Here is a 17,469-nt window from a genome sequence, read left to right as displayed (position 1 = left end):
TTTTTATGTTTTCTCTTTATTTATCCTCTCCAAAAGTTTCTCAGCAGGTTCCCAATCAGCTTCTTTCCTACAAGCTTCCAGTTCCTTTTCATCAAGAAGTTCCCCCTCAAAAGCCCTTTTTAAAATGCTCTGTCGAAGTGATTCTGATTTTTCCAGATTGGCTTCAATAGTGGATAATACATTGTCGCAAACAGAAAGTCGGGTTTCGATTTCCTCAACGATTTGATTTTGCTCCTTTAATGAGTACTTAGGAAGATTTAGTGGAGAGATGTTTTTGTTATTTATTTGAGGAACAGCAGATCCATCACATATTTTGCCCAAATCCTGTAACTGAAAAAAGTAGAATAGGTATTTGCTAATGTAATTTTCATTTGGAATCACGCCCATTAAATTAAGATCAAATGCAGCATCTTTTGACAGAATCCTTTTTTTGTTTGTTAAAATTGCACCACCCCTTTTTGGAAATATCACTGTTCCTTTTGGATGAATCTTTATTTTAAGTTTTTTGATATCATTATCATTTAGGACTAATTTAGAGCATTTCATTTCAATTTGATTCCCTGGTAGATTCATATCACTAACTTTATAAAAAGGAATATTTCCGGACGATGAAATGTCATTTAATCCTTTAGGAGTATTACCGCTTACAATCTTAATTTCTTCACCAAAAGGAATTATTTTCATTCTATTAATAGAATTTGTCAGTTCCCCCTCAAAAGCCTTCTTCAGTACAGCTTGGCGGTAGATCTTAAGTTTTTCCTTGGCGGTTTTTAGGTTGGCGATACCATTGTCCAGCTCGCTAAATAGCTGCTCGATCTTGGCCACTATCGCCCGCTGCTCGGGAAGAGGAGGGAGGGGGAATAGGTAGTTATTAATGAAGGATGTAGGGACTCTTGGGAGATTAACACCATTAGTGTTTGCTGACATATCATTTACAAATTGTCTGCTTAACATATATTGTAAAGCAAACTTAGGGAGGACTTCTTTTTTCGGCTGAAACACTAAAATATCTGTAGAGCAAACCCCAGACTCCTTCGCTAGATAGACTTTGTTTAAATACGGTCGAAGTTTCCCATATAATATTTGTCCTTTGCTAAATTTGTTCTTAACAGTTTTGATTTTCTCAAAGCGATTTAGACCACATAATTCACCTATTCCTTTTTCAATGTGCTCTAAACCAATATAAAAATGCTCTTCTTCTTTTTGGGGCTTATGTTTTTCTTTTGATTGAACAAGAATATGTCCTAGGTCAACATTGATCCAACTGTCTCTCATTATTAATTTCAGCAATATCGTGATCTTAAATTTAGGGTAATCTCTTTAACTTGCCCTTTAATGTAATTTGATAGGCAAATGGCTTAGGTTCCTGAATGGCTATTTTAGATATTTCAGGCCATTGCTTGGCTAAGGCTTGGACCATTTCCCAGATACTTAAGCCCTTCTTTTTACTTGGTCCTCTAAGGAAAAACATACCGACTCTATGTTCTTGATACAATTTTAATTCATGACTTTTTCGATTAATATTGATATCTTGGGTTATTACACAGGCTTTTTGCCTACCAATTTTTGGTATCCAATCCACATCCTTCACGCCTAGGCCAAATTCTTTGGGGATATATTTTACTTCTATTTTATTACCTGTTTTAAGTCCTTCAGGGGCCTGTAAAGTATGGAATCCTTCGGCCAAATGGCGTGGCATATTTTCGTCTAGGTAAATGATGGTCATGCCGCTTTACAAAATTCGAGGGCATCCTTGACTTGTTTTTCTGTCAGGTCATAGACATAAGCGATATACTCCACTGGATCCCCTGCTTGGAAGTGAGAAAAAATTGTTTCTGGATAGATATTATGTCCATCGATGACAGGATGTCCAAATTTACGCTTGGGGTCGATAAATATCGATTTTTCTTTACCCATGGGCCAAAAGCCAGATGCTAGTTGATCTGCATCAAACTCTAGTTTTTTAAAAAACAGCGCTATAAAATCAAGATTCAGCTGCTTGGTGCCATCCAGAGAAACGGTCCCCCCTTCGTGCTGAACATACACCCTGCATCCATCAGTTCGAATGCCATCAATAACTTTTTTCTGGGCAAATGGGAAAGCGGTGTTAAATAGTTTGGAAAGCTCCAAATGTGCTTGCAAAACTTTTTTTGTTTGGACACCTGCCTCAGCAAACTGAACCATTACATAGAATTCTATCAAGGTATGGAAGCTTACGGCTTTGGATTTGTCCACTTCCCAGGAGTACCTGCTTTGAAATTGGGCCCCAAGTTTCCCATCCCAATACTCTTTTACCCATCGATTTACTTTCGCATATGGTTGTCGAAGTATGGTAGCTATCTTGGAAACTGTGTAGATTCCTATTCCTATTTTAAGTTTATTTTCGAATTCCATGTTATTTCTAATCCCTAAAAATACAAACCAGATGCTTGTTCTCTATATGTAAATTACTATTTTGTTTTGTTTAGTTCCATACTCGCTCAGCTTTTATTTATCTCGCTCCAGAAATAAATTTATCAACAATATTCCCTGGCATGGTTGGGGATGCATCATCTTTAAGTAATCCTGTGTCCACCCTGCTAAAAAGCGATTGCATAATCAAGTGTCTTTCCGTTTCATCAATGGACTGTTTTTCTTTCATGGCCAGATAGACATAGGTTAACTGTTCTCTTTCCTCCGCATCACGGGCCATATGAAAGGTACTAAAGGTCATTTTGGAAAAGGTTTTTATCAAAAATGCCAAAAGGGATACAATGGTAATAAAAATTACTGACCATTTTATAGCACTGGCAGTGTCCTTGAAAATTTCTTTTAAAACTCCATCCGCTAAGAGATTAAGTGAGTAGGTTAATATCCCTGCACTTATAATGGTGATTACAACTAGTGCCGCCAACCACTTATAGCCTTCAGTTTTAAGTTTAGTTGCACGGTCATTCCAGTATTTAGCAGGGGCTTCGAGAGATAACTTACTCTTGTAAAGTTCCTCCAGATCGTTAATACGTTTTTTGGATTCGGAATTAAAAGTGTCAAATGAGTCGGAAGTTTTACTGAACCACTCTTCATAAGAAGTTTTGTTTCCTTCCTTCAGTTCAAGTATTTCCTGATTTCTTTCATCAAACTCTTCTTTTAATTTGGTAGAAAGTTCAATAAACTCCTTTTCTGCGTCAGATTTATAGGAGTCCATTGTCTTTCTAAGCTTGGTCAATGATGATTTCTCATTCGTTCTTCTTTTGGAGATTTCGGTTTCTCCTTTCTGAAAGTATTCATAACCAAGAAGCAGGCCATTCAAATATTTTCTTTCTTGAATTCCCCCAGCGCTTATCTTTCCAACCATGTAATGAAGTGCACCTGTATAATATAGATTCTTATTTACAAATATGTCTAACAAGAAATCAGTTATGGGAGCATCAAATTCAAATATATTTTCATTACTGGGGATAATATTTCTTACATTATTCCAATTGCTTTTGAATTGATGTGGTGGACGATTACCACTATTTTTAGCAAAATATTCTATTCGTTCTGACTGATTTTTAAAATGTGTTATGGTACGTTGAAATTCATCAGGAATATTATCGCCTAAACCCTTTAGGCCTGATATCTGATTCATCAGATACTCATGAAAGGCTGGAATATTTTTAAATTCCCTATCTATGCCAGTTTGTGGGAAATATAATTTTGCTTCCTGTTCAAAGAAAAGATCTTTGTTTTTAGATTCTGATATTAATTCTCGAAATTCTTTAGTTGTCATATAAAAATTACGCTATTAAAGCCTCATTTAATTCCTCAATAACCGTATTCATCTCCTCCCCAAAGAGCTGCCACATCTTCCCTCTGCCCCCTTGGGCATCAAATGGGGTATAGTCCAGGTCTTCTATATCCACATGAAAGCTGGTAGCAATATGGTCTTTAAGCATGCGGAGCCACTGCATTTGTTCTTCGGTGAACTTATTGTGCTTTCCGGCATTTTGCTTAAATATCCACTCTTGAAAGTGCTTGTCCACCATTTTGGGATAAGGGGTAAGTTGGCTGTCTATTCCACAGACCCTTCGAACAAGGGAAACCAAGACGACCAATTCATTTTTTGGGGAATGGCCTTTCACTTCCTCAAGTTGGTTATATGCTTCCCATACATAATGAGGGGCAAGTAAGGGTTTTTCCAGTTTCAGCTTTTCCAGTAAGTCTTTAGTCATTTTGAAGGTCAGCTCCCTTCTTTGGTAGGGTTGACCGTAAAAAAGCCGTAAAGCCGTTATTTCTTCTTTGTGGGACTCTATATAATCTTTGAAGTCCTTTACCACATCTTGGGCTTTATCCTTGCTAAAACTGTCCCATTCTGCTTTTAGTAATGCATCTTGATTGATGGTATCAATGATCTGATCATGTACTTTTCGGACATTCTCAATATACTCATTGATTCCTCCATTAAAGAAAGACGAAGCTTTGGACATCAGTTCTTCTCTGATGGTGCTTTTGGTGTTTTCTATAAGTTCAGGCGATCGGTTTTCTGGAGCGATTTCCCCAATCCTTTGTTCCAGTTTGTCTTCAAGGATATCAGGATCATAAGCGGCCAATAGGGAGGAAGCTACTCCTTTCATACTGGTGCCTTCTGTATGCTCTTTATATTTTTCTTTTTCCGCTTCTGTGAGCTGCTTTTCCAGTCGTATCAGGCGATTGGCAAGAGAGGTAAACAAGTCCTCATCCTGCACACCCATAGCCACTGCTCCGAGCAAATCCTTTAAAGGTACACCAGGCTTTCGTTCAAGCGGTCGGCTATCTGTTTTTTTAGATTTGGTCGCCCCGATGGCATCCACGATCACAAAGTGGGTTTTGGTATGTTTTGCTGTTCGGGTCACTTTTTTGAGGTCATCAAACTTGATGGTACGGGTACCACGGCCTTTCATCTGTTCAAAATAGTTGGTACTCTTTACATCACGCATAAACAATAGCACTTCCAAGGGCTTTACATCTGTACCTGTAGCGATCATGTCCACTGTTACAGCGATCCTAGGAGCCCAGGAATTACGGAAACGGTTTAATACAGATTTTGGGTCTTCATCGATTTTATAGGTTACCTTTTTGCAGAAATCGTTTCCTTCTGCAAATTCTTCTCGGACTATCTGGATGATGTCATCAGCATGGCTATCAGTTTTGGCGAATATCAGGGTTTTTGGCACCTCAAATTCTCCCTTTTCATCAAAGCGGTCTGAGAATATGTTAGGAAGGCTATCTTTGAAAGCCCTAATAATGGTTCGTATTTGACTAGGGGAGACCACATCCTTATCAAGCTTTTTAGAGGTATACTCATAGTCTTCATCCAGTCGTTCCCAACGTTTTTTACGGGTGAGTTTCTCCCGTTTGTCCACGTACTCTTTGGCCTCAATTCTTCCTCCTCCCTTGGAGATTTCGGTTTCAATGGTGAAAACATCATAGGGTACATTTACCCCATCTAATACAGATTGTTCATAGGTGTATTCACTTACCACATTCTCATCAAAGAAACCGAAAGTCCTTTTGTCAGGAGTGGCGGTTAGTCCGATCAGAAATGCATCATAATAGTCCAATACTTGTTTCCAAAGATTATAGATGGAACGATGGCATTCATCAATAACAATAAAGTCAAACTGCTCAATAGGATTATCATTAGAATACTCTACTGGAACAGGATCTTTTTTCTGCCATTGCCAGGATTGTTCGTTGGGATTCTCCTTTTCAGCCTCTTCCTCCAGTTCTTCCCCTTTAAGTATAGAATAAAGGCGTTGAATGGTAGAAATACATACTTGGCTGTCTGATGCGATATAACTGGAGCTTAGTCGTTGTACATTGTACAGTTCGGTAAATTTTCGGTTATCATCTGAGGGTTGCAATTTAAGGAATTCCTGCTCTGCTTGCTCTCCTAGATTTTTGGTATCCACTAGAAATAAGACCCGCTTAGCATTTGCATGTTTCAGCAACCGATAAATAAAGGTACAGGCAGTAAAGGTCTTTCCGGCCCCAGTAGCCATTTGGATAAGTGCTTTGGGATGGTTGTGCTTAAAGGATTTTTCAAGGTTTTGAATGGCGCCAATCTGTGCGGGTCTAAGCCCGTCAATTGGGAGCACTGGCATAAGGGTTAGCTTTTTCCTTAGCGTTTGCTGTGTGCTAGCCCATTCCTGTAAGGTCTTAGGTTTATGAAAATGGAATACTGGTCTTGACCTGGGCTTTGGATCACGGTAATCCGTAAATCGAGTTAAAACACCAGTACTTTCGTATGCAAAAGGTAAAGGATCATTATTAAGGTATTTCAGCTTTCCGTGAGCATATCTTTTTGATTGGTCTTCAACAGTGGTTAGTTTTAGTCCTTCTTCTTCCCTTTTCGCTTCAATGATTCCTAGAGGTTTTTTATCCACGAATAAAACGTAGTCTGCTGGACCTGAATCGGTTTGGTATTCCCGTACAGCAATACCTTTGGCAGCAGAGAGGTTGACCTTGTTTTTTGATTGCACCAACCAACCAGCTTTCTCCAGCAAGCTGTCTATCTGGTCTCTGGCTATTTGCTCCGGGTTCTGATTGACAAAATCCATGCTTTTTCGAAAAAGTACTATGTTGTAAAAACATAAATCTAAGTAAAAAAGTGTAATTTCTTAAAATACTTTGGATTGTTTTAATCTAGTTTAAGTAGTTTTTACTTTTTTAAATTTGAAAGTTAAGCTTGCTTTTGCTGCGACAGAGGCGCCAGTTCCTAATAAACCAACTTTCCCTTCCGAAGAAATTTCGGCTAAAACTGTAATTTCATCTAGCTCGTATGGAGAATTACTTGTCTCTTCTTTTCCAAAGACTAACCTTAATTTATTTTTAAATTCACTTAATTCATTTGCAAGTGTGTCTAGATCAATTTGTCGAATAGATCTTATTGTTGGAGAACCATCTCTGAATAGCTCTTCATTATAAAAAATATTAATCGAATTATCCTTCATAATTAAAAGGTCTTTAGTTAAAAATTGTGTTTTTACCATACACTTTATATATCACTCCTCCCCACCCTTTACTGTTTTTAATAAAATCATGAGTAGTAAAGTGTAAGGCCTCATCTAAATATCCATTATATCTTATTACGTTTTTCCAGAATTCACTAGCAAATTCAGTCGCAAATTTACTAAGAATTCTATCGCTCGTTCCTATTACAGTGGAAGCATTAGCTTTGGATAATATGTCTTCAACCAAACAATAGTCGGTGTCTATTCCAAAGCCTGAATTACACGCACTTATAAAAACTACTTTACCGCCTAACTTTTTACATTCCAAAATGTCAAAATGTGTTAAAAAAGTGTCTCCAAAATCCAAAATATATTCATTTGGTTTAGGGGATTTGAATTTGCTATTACTTTTTATATGGCAAGCTAAATGTAATATATCGAATTCTCCATTCTCAATGAATCGTCTTATAGGAAGAGAACGGTCGTATTTTTCTACTTGAAAATCAAGGATATTATCAAGGTTTTCAAATTCATTATGATGAATAAGTTTGATTTTAATATTTGAAGGATCTTTGTTTGGGGCATTTGTTGTATTTTGAGTCATTACATTGTATAAATCAAAAAGAAAAATGTATTTATTGCCTAAAAAACTTTCATAATCAGATGTTTGACTTTTACGTAACCCATTGTTCAGTAACTTATATTCGATTTTAAAATGGGATGATACAACATGAATTTTTTGATTTATCAAAGAGGGGAGAAATAATTCTTTTATTGATTGATCGTACTTTACTTGCTCTCCCAGTTTACTAAATAACTGGTTAAATAAATATACCCCTATTCGATTTAAATCTATTAGCTTACTATTTGTAGCTCTATTATTCTTTTCATATAAATCAATGGTTATTTCTTCTAATTTTCTGTAAAGTTGCCTTTTACTGCCTTCTAAATTATTCAGTTCTCCAGTATCTCTTATATCAATTTGCCACCTGGTAGGATTTTTACCATCATCAGATTTCTTCATGAAAAGAATGTTTAAAACACTATTTCTTTCATCATAAGTTTCTATTATACTGTAAGAAATATGTTTTATTGTTACAACATAAAAATCATCCATGAAGTTAAATAATATTAATGGTGTGTTTTTCACGATGGAATGAGAAAACATTGTGAAAACAGTTAATGAAAATTTGTGTAGGGCCACTATTTTTAGCGATGCATTCAAATTCAATTAGTGCATCTCTTTTATTGCGAAATGAGAAAAATTTTAATTCTTCACTATTTTCAGTGTGAAAGAGATCAAACGAAAAAAATCTAATTGAGAATTGATCTGTTTGTTCTTTAGTGAATTTGTTATTTGGTTTGATTTCTAGTCTAATGATAAACTTATGTCTTTTGCCCTTCTCGTATGACTGGTTGGGATTAAAGTGCAATCGATATATTAGCTCATTTTCCCTTGCAGATAGTGTGGTTTGAGGTAAAGCAAGTGTTGAATGGTCAAAATTTGTCATACTCATACCTAAAATAAAGTTTAAAATGTGATGAGGAACAGTAATTTACTGAATATTAGATTAATAACTTTTAAATGGTGAAAAAAGTAAATAATTATATCTTTTTAGAGTACCAATTAGTGAAAAATGTAAAGCAGACATGGCCTATTTATAGTGAATTAATTGTGTTATAATGATCCTGAATTAGGGTATATCTGTTTTTTTTTTATAAAAACTGATTTGATTTATATGTCGTTACATAGTTTCAACAAGAGAGTGAGTGCTGCCAGCTTATCATGAAAAGTAACCTTATAACCGTTGTTATTTTTCCTTATAGATTTTACGGCTCCTATAATATCAGGATTTATTTCATTAAGATCCTTCAGAGTCCAGTCTGGTGTAGTTACATCTCCGATGTTAGAAAAGGCAATATTGGCTAATTCCTGTAATAGTTTCTCACGTGTTACTTCTAGCTGCTGTAAAATTGGTTTAGCTTTGAACTGGATATATTCCAAAATTTCAGGTTTTTTCATGTTTTCATATCCTTGTTGTCCAGCTGTACGGTTACTGTACCCTGCCAATTTTGCTGCGGTGGTGGCATTCATTTTTGCATCACTCAAGTAGTGGTGGACAAAGCGAACCTCCTTAGAGGTAAGAAATATTGTTTTGGACTCAATTTGTATGACTGTTTTCATTTTTATGAAATGGTAAATCTTACCTTAATTTTATGGTATATTACAAGTTTGAATTCTTCTTTTATTACGCATTACTGAATTTTCTAAATAATGGGTAAATTTTACTGGGAATTTTGAAATATTCACACCTTTAATTTTAGGGTAAGTTTTACCCCATATTTGGACCTGCCAATAAATTCATTTTATTTCCAACTAAGCGTGAAAGCCTGTCGCTCGCCTTTTTAACCTCATAATTTTCAAGCATTTTGTCATAAATTTTAACTCTTTTTTGATAGGTCTTTGGAGAAGCTTTTGTCTTAATTATTTTCCTATACTGAAGATTTCCCATTAAAATTTTTATTTCCGATTCGATTAAAGAGTCTGACTTTTCTATAGGTAAGTCACCACTGAAGTTAATCCTATCAGTTTGCAGCGTTAATTCAAATATGACATCAACAAGCCAATCTCTTTGAAGAAGGTCAGAAGGGGTGTAGATCCTAATTGATGTATCTTTCCTTTTTCTGATATAATTCATGTTCATTTCCTGTTCCACTCTAAGCGTGGGTACAATTTTTTCCCTATTATGAATTTTGACCTCATATTGCTTGTCATAAATCTTGAATTTTATGTTGGTTTGCTTTGCATATTGCCCATAAACTACATGGGTATTTCCCCCTCTCATCTCTTGAAAAAATGTGGTGCCTAATGAAATACACCGTGGGTAGTATTTATTTGAATTAATAGAAAGGTTACATCCAATGGTTAGTTTCTTAATTGAAGCTTTTAGAAAATTTAGTCCAAATTTTTCAACAAATAGTTCAATAGTCTGCTTGATATCCTCGAAGGTATAGTCACTATAATTATTCCCATGGTAAAATTTGTGCCACGAGTTATTGACTTTAAGCTGGTCATACCATATTTCTAACTTTAAATTTTTCCATGTGGCAGTGTATTTTATGACACAGTCTTTCCTAAACGAAGGGGCAAATATGAGGTCTTTCCAAATGAAGGGCTGTTTGGTTCCATTAATCACCTCCTTTGGAGGTGTTATGTCCATAACTAGTAACACGTCATCTATCATGGAATCCTCCTTTCATATTTTATTATACTAGAGACAGGAAAGCTTTCGTAAAATTCCAGTAATAGGATGGCTTTTCTCTCATTAATTAAGACCTTAATCATATAATTAAGTCCAGTGGAGGGTAAAAAAGGATTTCGTAAAGACAGGTATTCGTCTTTCCTTAATAAGAAATACAATGGGATAAAAAAAAGACTGTTCCCAGGATTGAAGCCATTACTGACAAGCCCTTTCTTGGTTTTCGAAGTGAAATGAATCAATTTGAGCTGTTCGGGCAGAAAGTTTAATATTTGGATTGTGTCATTGGCATCAAGATTACACGTTCTAAAGTCTTCAATATTAAAACATCTTTCTTTTAATTTGTACTTAGCTACAAAACAAGGGGAAGAGGGTTTTGGTGAATTTAAATCCATAAGGCTATGGCCTCCTCTCCAAATAAGAAAAGTATTTCAGAATGTTGTTCCAATTCCCTTTGTATATGAGGAATCATATGACCTATGTCCCTACACTGCCAGAAAATTGAATAGTATTTGCCAAATGAAGCTACTTCTCCTGACAAAGCTTTTTTGAAACCCATCATTATTTTAATATTTGACAGGCTTTACCTCATGGAGACAAGCTTCTAAATCCTTGTCCTTGTATAGGACCCTGCCTCCAATCAAAAATGATTTGACAAGCCCTCTTTTGCTGTAATCATTAAGAGTTACTAATGAAATACGTAGCTTTTCAGCAGCTTCTTTCCTACTAAGAAATTTCTCATTAGGTGGTATTGTTTGTTGTAGAGGGATTTTGCGAACTGCGCTCGATACAGCTTCGTTAATTAGTTGATTTAGTTCTTCAGTGGTTGTTAACACAATTTTCATAGCTTTTGAGTTTGATTTACTCAAAAGTGATAAAGTTATATCTGCGGCTTTTTTGTGGCCTCCACAACTTTTTTAATTTTCGTCTGGATCAATTAATTTTTGGTTGGTTAGTCCACGATTATTTAAAAATTTTATAGCTTCTCTATTGGCTGATTTTGATTTAAGGAAACCCTTCTTGCTTAGTTCTGATCTAATTCTTTCATGTTTTCCAACATTCAAAATTGTATCTAGCAGTTTCGCTTTTTCAGTAACCGGTCCTCGAGCATTACAGTTTTTATTATTAAACCTGTTGTCAAGTAGATCAAGAATACCTAATTCATATAAAATACAAAGTTTCTGTTGTAGGCTGTTTAATAATTCTTGATCCCTAGGAGGAAGTGAGTTTTCTTCAATCCAAGTTTTAAGGCTTTTTGAAAGTTTATGTGCTAAATGGGCTTTTAAGTTTATATCATCTACAGTAATTATTCCTTTCACACTATTATACTTCTTACTGTTAAAAATAATTTCCTTTTTATCCTTTAGTTCTGAGTAGTTTTCATGAATTATTTTTTTTATTCTGTTATATAATTCTCCATCTATGAATTCTAAATCTACATCAGTAGGGCCCCTCAGAATTTTTTCTAAGCCGAAACCTTCCACAATTTTCGAATGCCTTGATAATTCTTGATTGGCAAGAAATATTTTTTCTTCACTTTCTAGGTTTTGAGGAAAAGAATTTTCGATGAGGGGCCAATGCCATTCGTAATGCATTTGAACTAAATTAAAAAACGCTTGTCTTCTCGCTTCTGCAATTTTATTTTTTGCTGGATTAAAAGAAACAATGCCATTATGCCATTCGAGCTCCCAAAAAGGACTATTAGGTTCTTTGACTCCTTTTAACCAATCTTCAAATGTGTAAACTCCCATATTAAATTGCTTTAACTGCACGTTTATTCCAATGCTCCAAAAGCTGTTTGGCATTTTCCTCTGGAGTGACTTTAATATAAAGTAAAAAAGCTTTTTCCGTTCTATGACCAGTGATTTTCATTAAGCTAATCGCTGGAAAACCACTTTTGTAGACGTTAGTTGCAAACGATCTTCTAGCTGTATGTGTAGTTATCAATTCCCATTTATGCTTTTTCTCGGTAACCCTAAGACCTCCTTTAGTGGATTCAGCATCTATGGAAGTTTTAAAGCAATCAAGCTTTTTAGCAATTTCTTTCAGGTAACTATTCATTTTTTGATTACTAATGGCAGGAGGTAGGCTGTTGGGATATTTTCCTTCGTATTTGGCCATGATGTCTCGAACCATATAATGAATAGGGATTACCACTTTTTCATTCGTCTTAAAGGTGGTAATTTTTAGAAAGTTTCCTTCAATATTTTCAGGTTTGATGCTTGTGAAATCTGAAAATCTTAAACCAGTCCAACAACCTACGATAAACAGATCACGTACACGTTCCAAGGCTGGTGTTTTACTAAGATTTTTTTCGTATAATTTCTTGATCTCCTCCTCATTGAGGTATATGCTGAAACCAGGTACTTTGTATGCTTTGAATTGCCTAGACTGATAGTATAGGTTTGAATTGTATCCATTTTCAGTCGCATAATTAAGAAAGGTTTTGATAACTTGAATATATTTGCCAACGTTATTTAAGGAGAAGCTAGGCTTGGTAACAATCTCTTTTCCATCTTTTAGTTTAGTCTCTTTCCTATTTAACTGGTCCACATACTTGCTGTAAAAGTTTTTGTCAATACTTTCAAATGTTAGGTTATATCGTTTGTTGAATTTGACAAGGCTTTTTTGAACAGTTTGGTACTTCTGAATTGATCGTTTATCAAAGCGTTTCCCGGAAGAAGTTAACCGCAAGCCATTTTTCGATTCCTCAATAAATCGGTCAAAAAGCTCTAAAAACGTTGGAAGGCGTTCGGTGTCGACTTCTTCATTACTCCGACTTAGTTCTAAATCTATTTGCTCCTTGAGCTCTTCGGTGGTAGGGATTCTGTGAAGCTGACTTTCCAATAATTCAAATGACTTTTGAGCTGACATCACAATATTGGATAGCGTATTGTTGACAGATTTTGCATTTGGATAGGTTTTGACTACCCTTATTTGTTGCGTATTATCATTCCATAGTTTGGGATGAATGGATTTGCCAGTGGGGTATTTTAGACGTTTCCCATTGTAGTTGACAAAAAGAGTGATTGGAGTTTCCCCATCTTTAGATTTGTCACGTAAGTAGAGCTTGTATTTGGCCATGTTTCATTCCGATTATCAATAGCTAAATATAAACATTTAAAAAATTTGGGGGACGGTTTAGGGGACACTTTTCTTTAATCCATTCGAATCATTACTAACTGGATTTTACTTTAAAAATGCACTGAAATACATTCAAACAGTATAAATAGTAAAATAGAGAAAAATGAAAATAAAAGGTATGTAGCCCAGTTCCCGCTACTAAACAATTAGTTGAACCTTTGTGTTCAACTTTTTGTGTTTTATAGGGTTGTTAATGCATCTTGTTAGGTAAAATTGATTCAATTCAATTCCAATTGGTTCCAAATGACTCAAATTTGTCCCCCTTTTCGTCCTCCATTTTGTCCCCCTTTTTTGAACTGTATTGTCACTCAATTTTTGGAATGTATAGGTGATGTGCGATCGCTCGGTAGGTTGTGAAAGTCAAAGAGATCGTATCGAAATCATTCAAATGGATTTGAATTTGCCAGAAAGGGAAGCCTTCATTTAATGTTTGAATAAATAGAAGCTAATGGTTAGCTGTTGTTTTTAGTTCTTCTTTTCTTTTTGACCGCAAACTGAAGATATATATAATCCATCCCCCAGACTACAGCAAAAATAGAAAAGGGATTTTCCGCACCCAAAGTCCCGATCAGAGCGATAAAGCTGATAAAAAGTGTTCCTAAAATTTCATTACTGACCACATAATCAGTTGGTTTTGTAGAGGTTTACTTCACTCATTTACGGTTAGGATTCAAAGCTGTTGTGAATAAAAGTTTAAATGAGTAAAGATGAATTTATATAAATAGATAGCTTAATTAGGTTCTGATAACCTTCATTATTCCTAATTGATAACCAAAATCTATGCATATCCTTTGTGTAAGAAATATTCTCCTCTTTCAGTTAAAAAAAAGAAATTTAAATCTGGGGAGTATTCGATTTATTGTAACCGACACATTAGTTTAATTAAAATTGAAAAACTGTTTAGGTATTAGTCTAAAGCCTTTATTTTCTATTTTCACATAATGTAGACTCGGGAATTCAAAATGTGCTCCAGCCAAAAGAAGTCGTTTTTCAGATGCCATAGTTAATGTTTCTATTCTAGTCTTTACTGCCAAATTGTAATCAACATCTGTTGCAAAGCCAATTGTAGGAGAAGCAGATTGAATTGATGGAATAGTTAATAAATCTGCACAAAATAGGAGCTGTTCATTTTTTGATCTCAGTAGAAATCCTGTGTGTCCAGGTGTGTGGCCGGGTAATGAATAAGGATTGATTCCAGGAATTATCTCTTCCTCTTCTGTACCCTTTAGCTTATTGTATTGTTTTAATGCCATTTTAATTAATTCAGCATTTTGTTGATCAACTACATTTGAATGGTTCTGGTCTAGCCAATAAGAAAGTTCCTTTTCTGAGACCCAAATGTCAGCATTTGGGAAAGACTTATTGCCCTTTTCATCAATCAATCCGTAGAAGTGGTCTCCGTGAAGATGCGTCAATAGTATCGTTCCAATGCTTTCGGGCGAAACCTCAATTGATCTTAAAGAATGAAGGAGATTACCAGAAATTTCTGGACCTGCAATAGTTCCCATGCCAGTATCAATAAGAATAGGGGATTGATCTTCCATTTCGATAAGAAAAATATTTGTCGTCAATATAGGGGGGGAAGGCCTGAAGGAACCATATAAGATTTCTTTAATTTCGTTTTCTGAAGAATGGGTGAAATAATTAAATGTTGTCTGAAAGTGACCATCATTGATTACTGTTACTTTAGCCTCTCCAATTCTCCATTGAAATGTTGCAGTTTGGCGGTGAGAATTTGAAACCTGATTCATTGATTTGTTGTTTGTTTGAAACAAACGTACTAAAGAATCTATACTAAAGAAATAAGGTACTTTAAAGTGTGATAGTAACCCAAAAGTAAAGAATGAGTGAAAATGGAATAAACAGCAAAAATGATTTTTCATTATTTGAAAAAATTATGAATCTTTCTGATGATTCGATGATCATGGATGAAACTTGCATCCTTCATCAGTCGGTTATGCTATTGTCAGATAAATGGACCTTACTTATCTTACTTTCTTTGATGCAAGGTGACAAACGTACAAGTGAATTATTAAGGCAGATTGAAGGCATCTCTCCTAAAATGCTTACTCAGACATTAAAAAAGTTGTTGGAGGCTAATTTAATTAACCGTAAAGTTTTCCCAGTTGTACCACCAAAAGTAGAATATAGCCTGACTGATACTGGTAGGGGATTGAAGGTCGTTCTTTCTACCTTGTATGATTGGTCAGTTAAGCGAATTGGCACAACATAAAATCCTGCTATCTTATTTTTTAGAATCTCTATGACTTGATATTTATATAATTACAATCCGTAAAAAGTATAAAACCTTTCTTAATTCATATAGGCTTAGGCTATCAAGAGTAAGGAACTTTGCCAAAAAAATAACAAAATGGCAAAAACAATTTTAATTACAGGAGCATCATCGGGATTGGGTAAGCAAACCTCAAAACTATTTCATTCAAAAGGTTGGAATGTAATCGCAACAATGCGAACACCAGATAAGGAGCAAGAGCTCAGTAGCCTCGAAAACCTACTTGTCACAGCGCTGGATGTTCAAAATCAGTATTCAATAGCTGAAGCTGTTGAGTCCGGAATAGAAAAATTTGGGAAAATTGACGTGTTAGTCAATAATGCCGGATATGGGCTAATGGGGGTATTCGAGTCTGCAACACAAAAGCAAATACTAAATCAGTTTGAAGTAAATGTTTTTGGTATGATGGCTGTGACGCAAGCTGTACTTCCTCATATGCGTAAAAATGGGGAGGGTGTAATTGTCAATATTTCATCTTTTGGAGGAATAATTGGTCTACCTTTTACTAGTTTGTATGCCAGTTCCAAATTTGCGGTTGAGGGATTTTCTGAGGCTCTTTCACATGAATTAGTTAAATTCAATATCCTAGTCAAATTAATTGAACCAGGTGGCGTACACACCAATTTTAGAAATGGACTGGAGTTGGTAAATAATAAAATTGAGTCATACAATCCATTAATGGCTGGTTTTTTTGAAAGATATGGACAACCTACAGCTCACTTAGAAAAGGCAAGCCCCGAGGATGTTGCAGAAGCAATTTATGCTGCATCTACAGATCAAAAGAATCTATTGCGATATTTAGTTGGAGAAGATGCCTTTTTTTATGCGGACTTGAAATCAAATTGCAATGACAGCGATTTACTTGACACTGTTAGAAATTATTTCATTAATTAAATGAGTAGTTTGTTCGAGGATATTAAAAGTATTAATGAGCTCCATCGCTTCTATGGCTATGGAGCTCCTAAACATCCAATGTTAACGGTTATTGATTTGACGAGGGTGCATCGATCAATTACTAATGTATCAGATCAACTATACCGTCTGGGATGCTATGCCATTTTTCTCAAAACTTATAAGGGGGCCATTCAGTATGGCCAGTCGCATTATGATTTTGATGAGGGTACGATGGTTTTTACAGCTCCAAACCAAGTAACCTCTTCAAGTAAAAATATGGAGTTGGAAAGTGGATGGGGGTTGTTTTTTCATCCTGACTTTTTAAATGGTTCAGATTTGGGAAAAAGAATGACAGATTATTCCTTTTTCCAATATGGATCAAATGAGGCGTTATTCCTTTCTGAAGATGAAAAAACTACTATCAATGATTGTCTAAGAAAAATTGAAAATGAGTTATCCAATACTCTTGATCATCATACTCGACAATTGATTTTAGATAATTTACAACTCTTATTAAACTATTGTCGAAGATTCTACGATCGACAATTTTTAACAAGGAGCTCGGTGAACCATGATTTTGTACAAAGATTTGAAAAACTTCTTGTGGAACATTTTGATCAATCTTTGGTGGAGACAGGAATTCCTGATGTGGAATTCTTCGCTTCTCAATTAAATTTGTCCTCTTATTATTTATCTGATTTACTCAAGAAATATACTGGAAAAACCACGCAGGAATACATCCATTTGCAACTTATCCATCGTGCGAAAATGATGCTATGGGGAACTTCAAAATCAATGAATGAGATAGCCTATGAACTTGGATTTGAATATCCTTCACATTTTTCGAAACTATTCAAGTCTAAAACGGGGTATACCCCAAGTGGATTCAAGAAATTGAAACAATAAAAAAGGAAGGAGAACAGGT

18 protein-coding genes are annotated in these 17,469 nt (G+C 35.3%); 3 read left to right on the top strand and 15 right to left on the bottom strand.

Annotated features, from left to right (window positions below; translation table 11 throughout):
- Nucleotides 1–3: 3 nt before the first annotated feature.
- The 15 genes from JL001_RS03845 to JL001_RS03775 all read right to left on the bottom strand — a co-directional run bounded on the left by JL001_RS03845 (nucleotide 4) and on the right by JL001_RS03775 (nucleotide 15,108).
- Entirely contained in the window at nucleotides 4–1,290 is a 1,287-nt protein-coding gene (locus tag JL001_RS03845) for a restriction endonuclease subunit S (RefSeq protein WP_200974849.1), read from the bottom strand.
- 16 nt (nucleotides 1,291–1,306) lie between these two features.
- Complete coding sequence (locus JL001_RS03840; RefSeq protein ID WP_200974848.1) at nucleotides 1,307–1,726, bottom strand: hypothetical protein; 420 nt, start codon at nucleotides 1,724–1,726, stop codon at nucleotides 1,307–1,309.
- Entirely contained in the window at nucleotides 1,723–2,394 is a 672-nt protein-coding gene (locus JL001_RS03835) for a DUF433 domain-containing protein (RefSeq protein WP_200974847.1), read from the bottom strand. Before JL001_RS03835 ends, JL001_RS03840 begins: the two co-directional genes overlap by 4 nt.
- Nucleotides 2,395–2,491: 97 nt before the next feature.
- Nucleotides 2,492–3,751 (bottom strand): DUF6161 domain-containing protein, encoded by a 1,260-nt coding sequence (locus JL001_RS03830; RefSeq protein ID WP_200974846.1) that lies wholly within the window; start codon nucleotides 3,749–3,751, stop codon nucleotides 2,492–2,494.
- 7 nt (nucleotides 3,752–3,758) lie between these two features.
- The gene (locus JL001_RS03825; RefSeq protein WP_200974845.1) at nucleotides 3,759–6,560 is read right to left on the bottom strand and encodes a DEAD/DEAH box helicase family protein; all 2,802 of its coding nucleotides are present in this window, start codon (nucleotides 6,558–6,560) and stop codon (nucleotides 3,759–3,761) included.
- A 90-nt stretch (nucleotides 6,561–6,650) separates the two neighbouring features.
- Nucleotides 6,651–6,992, bottom strand: coding sequence for a hypothetical protein (locus tag JL001_RS03820; RefSeq protein WP_200974844.1), 342 nt, complete (start codon nucleotides 6,990–6,992; stop codon nucleotides 6,651–6,653).
- Nucleotides 6,967–7,977, bottom strand: coding sequence for a CHAT domain-containing protein (locus tag JL001_RS03815; RefSeq protein WP_200974843.1), 1,011 nt, complete (start codon nucleotides 7,975–7,977; stop codon nucleotides 6,967–6,969). The genes JL001_RS03820 and JL001_RS03815 overlap by 26 nt, the downstream gene beginning before the upstream one ends.
- 711 nt (nucleotides 7,978–8,688) lie before the next feature.
- Entirely contained in the window at nucleotides 8,689–9,138 is a 450-nt protein-coding gene (locus tag JL001_RS03810) for a terminase small subunit (protein ID WP_200974842.1), read from the bottom strand.
- A 148-nt stretch (nucleotides 9,139–9,286) separates the two neighbouring features.
- Nucleotides 9,287–10,198 (bottom strand): hypothetical protein, encoded by a 912-nt coding sequence (locus JL001_RS03805; protein ID WP_200974841.1) that lies wholly within the window; start codon nucleotides 10,196–10,198, stop codon nucleotides 9,287–9,289.
- A gap of 400 nt (nucleotides 10,199–10,598) precedes the next feature.
- Entirely contained in the window at nucleotides 10,599–10,775 is a 177-nt protein-coding gene (locus tag JL001_RS03800) for a hypothetical protein (RefSeq protein WP_200974840.1), read from the bottom strand.
- 4 nt (nucleotides 10,776–10,779) lie between these two features.
- Nucleotides 10,780–11,058 carry a helix-turn-helix domain-containing protein gene (locus tag JL001_RS03795; protein WP_200974839.1) on the bottom strand — a complete coding sequence of 93 codons (279 nt, stop codon included), beginning with the start codon at nucleotides 11,056–11,058 and terminating at the stop codon, nucleotides 10,780–10,782.
- A gap of 72 nt (nucleotides 11,059–11,130) precedes the next feature.
- Complete coding sequence (locus tag JL001_RS03790; protein ID WP_200974838.1) at nucleotides 11,131–11,964, bottom strand: hypothetical protein; 834 nt, start codon at nucleotides 11,962–11,964, stop codon at nucleotides 11,131–11,133.
- A gap of 1 nt (nucleotide 11,965) precedes the next feature.
- Nucleotides 11,966–13,297, bottom strand: a complete 1,332-nt coding sequence (locus tag JL001_RS03785; protein WP_200974837.1) for a site-specific integrase — start codon at nucleotides 13,295–13,297, stop codon at nucleotides 11,966–11,968.
- Between the two features lie 512 nt (nucleotides 13,298–13,809).
- Nucleotides 13,810–13,977, bottom strand: coding sequence for a hypothetical protein (locus tag JL001_RS03780; RefSeq protein ID WP_200974836.1), 168 nt, complete (start codon nucleotides 13,975–13,977; stop codon nucleotides 13,810–13,812).
- A gap of 258 nt (nucleotides 13,978–14,235) precedes the next feature.
- Entirely contained in the window at nucleotides 14,236–15,108 is an 873-nt protein-coding gene (locus JL001_RS03775) for an MBL fold metallo-hydrolase (RefSeq protein WP_200974835.1), read from the bottom strand.
- Between the two features lie 92 nt (nucleotides 15,109–15,200).
- Between JL001_RS03775 and JL001_RS03770 the strand changes: the two genes are divergently transcribed.
- From JL001_RS03770 to JL001_RS03760, 3 genes are all read left to right on the top strand, one after another.
- Nucleotides 15,201–15,590, top strand: a complete 390-nt coding sequence (locus JL001_RS03770; RefSeq protein ID WP_236252701.1) for a helix-turn-helix domain-containing protein — start codon at nucleotides 15,201–15,203, stop codon at nucleotides 15,588–15,590.
- 138 nt (nucleotides 15,591–15,728) lie between these two features.
- On the top strand, nucleotides 15,729–16,544 hold the full coding sequence (locus JL001_RS03765) for an SDR family oxidoreductase (protein WP_200974834.1): 816 nt from the start codon (nucleotides 15,729–15,731) through the stop codon (nucleotides 16,542–16,544).
- Nucleotides 16,545–17,450: an AraC family transcriptional regulator gene (locus JL001_RS03760; protein WP_200974833.1), complete on the top strand. Its 906-nt coding sequence runs from the start codon at nucleotides 16,545–16,547 to the stop codon at nucleotides 17,448–17,450.
- The last annotated feature ends 19 nt before the right edge of the window (nucleotides 17,451–17,469 follow it).

The sequence above is a fragment of the Echinicola sp. 20G genome, assembly GCF_015533855.1.
Lineage (GTDB): Bacteria > Bacteroidota > Bacteroidia > Cytophagales > Cyclobacteriaceae > Echinicola.
Note: the sequence above shows the minus strand (reverse complement) of the source record. Positions and strands in the feature narration are given on the sequence as shown.